Here is a 2,549-nt window from a genome sequence, read left to right as displayed (position 1 = left end):
GCTTCTCCCCCGCCCCTCAGGCCCCCCCCGCCCCCCCCACCCCGACCCCGCCCCCCCGACCCGCCAAAACCCTGCCCCACTGCGGCAGTTCGGCGGGGAACGAGGGAAGCCCGACGACCCTGGGCGCCCCGCCTCACGTCGCGCACTCGGCGTACAACGCATGAGGAGTCTCCAGGTAGTTGGCCCAGTGCCCCTCGCCGTGCACCGCGATCCCCTCGTCCGAGACCTGCGGCCACACCCAGCCGACGCTGCCGAACCCCGCCTCCCGCAGCGCCTCCTCGTACGTCCGCCGCGACCACCGGTAGGGGAGGAGTGGAAACTCGTCGAAGCCGGGCACCCTCATCACCGCCGGGGCCTCTTCGCCGTCCCGGGTGGCCGGGGCGATGGTGAAGTCGATGCCGTAGTGCGTGTACCAGCCGGGCTCGACGGCGACGTCGGGGTTGAGCGTGGCGAAGACGAACCGCCCGCCCTCCGGCCGCAGGGCCCGGCGCGCGGTGCGGCAGAAGCCGGTCAGGGTCTCGCGGGTGGGTGCGTAGCAGAGCACGTAGACCGAGGACACCAGGTCGAAGCGGCCGTCGAGCTCGGGATCGCCCGCGGCTGGCGGGGCTGTGGCAGCACGCGCCAGGTACGTGATGTCGAGTCCCGCGGCGGCCGCGCGGCGCCGGGCGAAGTCGAGCATGCCCTCGGCGCTGTCGATCCCGGTCACGGCCGAGGCGCTGAGCTCGCGCAGTCGGCGCGTGTAGAGGCCGCTGCCGCAGCCCAGGTCCAGGACGGTCTTGCCCTCGACATCGCCCAGCAACCCGAACAGGGTGTGGGCCTCGACGTACTCGCGCAGCGGCAAAGCCGTGGCCATGCGTTCGTACGCCTCGGCGAGTCCGTCGAAATCCGTGCCGTGGTCCTCGTCCATGGGGTCTCCGTAGGTTGTCAGGTGGCTGGGAAGCAGGCTGGATCCGACGTCGTCGCCCTCACAGCCGAGGCCCCGGCCGCCACCCGTCTGACACGCACAGCACCAGCCCGCGCGGGGCACACTGATCACATGTCCAGCCGCCGTAGGAACTGCCCCGAATGCCGCCGCGAGATCGCCGTCGTCGCCGGTCGCTTCGCGCGACACGACCCGCCCGGCGCCCGCGAGAACGGCGCGCTCACCTCCTGCCCCGGCTCCCGCCGCCAGGCCCAACTGGGTGCCGTCCAGCCGTCGTTGGACGGCTACGTGATTCCGGAGATCCCGGGCCAGATGCCTCTGTTCTGACGCACGGTTCTTAGGACCCTGCTCGTACATCCATACGAGCCACCAGCCCGTCCCCGTCGAACCGGTACACATGCTGGACCGTCCCGTCCGCCCAGTGATCCCCGTCCGCGTCCCGCATCCCCTGCCGCACGCTCACCACCACCGACGCGCCGTCCCCGTCGAGCCGCAGTCCTTCCAGCCGTACGAGGGGATGCCCGGCCGCGAACTGCCGTGCCCAGTACGCCTGTACCGCCGCACGGCCGTGCAACCGGACCCCGTCCAGGACGTTCGGCCAGTCCACGTCCGGGGACAGACAGTGCGGTACGAAGGCGTCCCGCCCGTCGGTCGAGAAGACCTCGTACATCCGCCGCAGCAGCTCCTCCCGCGCGGCCGGCACCCCCTGCGCGGCCACCTCAGTTCCCGGCCACGGCCTTCACCGCCACCGACACCGGCGTCGACCCGCCGACCAGCTCCAGGGTCAGACCGGCCGTCGCCGGGGTTTCCAGCAACTCCGCCACCACGGCGGCCACATCGTCGCGCGTGACCGGGCCGCGACCCGTGCGGGCCTCGAGCCGTACGAGGCCCGTACCGGCGTCGTTCGTCAGCGCACCGGGGCGCAGGATCGTCCAGTCCAGGGCGTCGAGCCCACGGACGTGGTCGTCGGCCTCGCCCTTGGCGCGCTGATAGACGTCGAAGACGTCGTCGCCCCGGTGGTTCGCATCGGCGCCCATCGACGACACGACCACATGACGCCGTACGCCCGCCCGGACCGCCGCGTTCGCGAACAGCACCGCCGCACCCTTGTCCACCGTGTCCTTGCGGGCCAGGCCGCTGCCCGGGCCCGCGCCCGCCGCGAAGACCGCCGCGTCCGCGCCCTGCAGATGGGCCGCGACCTCCTCGACCGAGGCCGACTCCAGATCCAGGAGCACCGGTTCGGCACCGGCCTCCCGCAGGTCGTCGCCCTGCTCGGCCTTGCGGATGATTCCCGCGACCTCGTTCCCGCGCGCGGCGAGCAGCCGCTCCAGCCGCAGCGCGATCTGACCATGACCACCAGCGATGACAATGCGCATGCCTCGACCGTACGCCGGAACGGTTGTGATTGCCGGGTCCGGTTGTTGGGCGAGTGCGGCGATTGGCCGAGCCGCCGGACCGAGGACGGATACCCCGCCCCCGTCCCCGACCCAACCACCGAACCTGAACGCGCTACACCAGGCCCCACCGGGGCCGCACAGGCCGCCGCAGGCATCCAGGGGCGCGGCGAACTGCGCGAACGCCCACCCCACCCCACCCAACCCGCACCCGACTACGGCAGCTCCCACCG

Annotated in this window: 4 protein-coding genes; 1 reads left to right on the top strand and 3 read right to left on the bottom strand. The window is 72.6% G+C overall.

What is annotated here, in order from left to right:
- Nucleotides 1–133: 133 nt before the first annotated feature.
- On the bottom strand, nt 134–907 hold the full coding sequence (locus tag TN53_RS40240) for a class I SAM-dependent methyltransferase (RefSeq protein WP_052745401.1): 774 nt from the start codon (nt 905–907) through the stop codon (nt 134–136).
- 129 nt (nt 908–1,036) lie between these two features.
- Here TN53_RS40240 and TN53_RS40235 point away from each other — a divergent pair, with 129 nt between their 5' ends.
- Nucleotides 1,037–1,249, top strand: a complete 213-nt coding sequence (locus TN53_RS40235; RefSeq protein ID WP_046263824.1) for a hypothetical protein — start codon at nt 1,037–1,039, stop codon at nt 1,247–1,249.
- 10 nt (nt 1,250–1,259) lie between these two features.
- On the opposite strand, the gene TN53_RS40230 is transcribed toward TN53_RS40235, so the two are convergent.
- On the bottom strand, nt 1,260–1,640 hold the full coding sequence (locus TN53_RS40230) for a nuclear transport factor 2 family protein (protein WP_234441817.1): 381 nt from the start codon (nt 1,638–1,640) through the stop codon (nt 1,260–1,262).
- 1 nt (nt 1,641) lies between these two features.
- A complete protein-coding gene (locus TN53_RS40225) occupies nt 1,642–2,298 on the bottom strand; it encodes an SDR family oxidoreductase (protein WP_046263823.1) in 657 nt (218 codons plus the stop codon).
- Nucleotides 2,299–2,549: the final 251 nt, after the last annotated feature.

This window comes from Streptomyces sp. WM6386, from assembly GCF_000972385.1.
Classification (GTDB): Bacteria; Actinomycetota; Actinomycetes; order Streptomycetales; family Streptomycetaceae; genus Streptomyces.
The sequence above is the reverse complement of the archived record's forward strand: the minus strand, read 5'-3'. Positions and strand labels throughout refer to the sequence as shown.

What these genes read in the sequence shown, in the direction of transcription:
- TN53_RS40240 (WP_052745401.1), bottom strand. Translation starts at nt 907, where the DNA reads ATGGACGAGGACCACGGCACGGATTTCGACGGACTCGCCGAGGCGTAC.
- TN53_RS40225 (WP_046263823.1), bottom strand. Translation starts at nt 2,298, where the DNA reads ATGCGCATTGTCATCGCTGGTGGTCATGGTCAGATCGCGCTGCGGCTG.
- TN53_RS40235 (WP_046263824.1), top strand. Translation starts at nt 1,037, where the DNA reads ATGTCCAGCCGCCGTAGGAACTGCCCCGAATGCCGCCGCGAGATCGCC.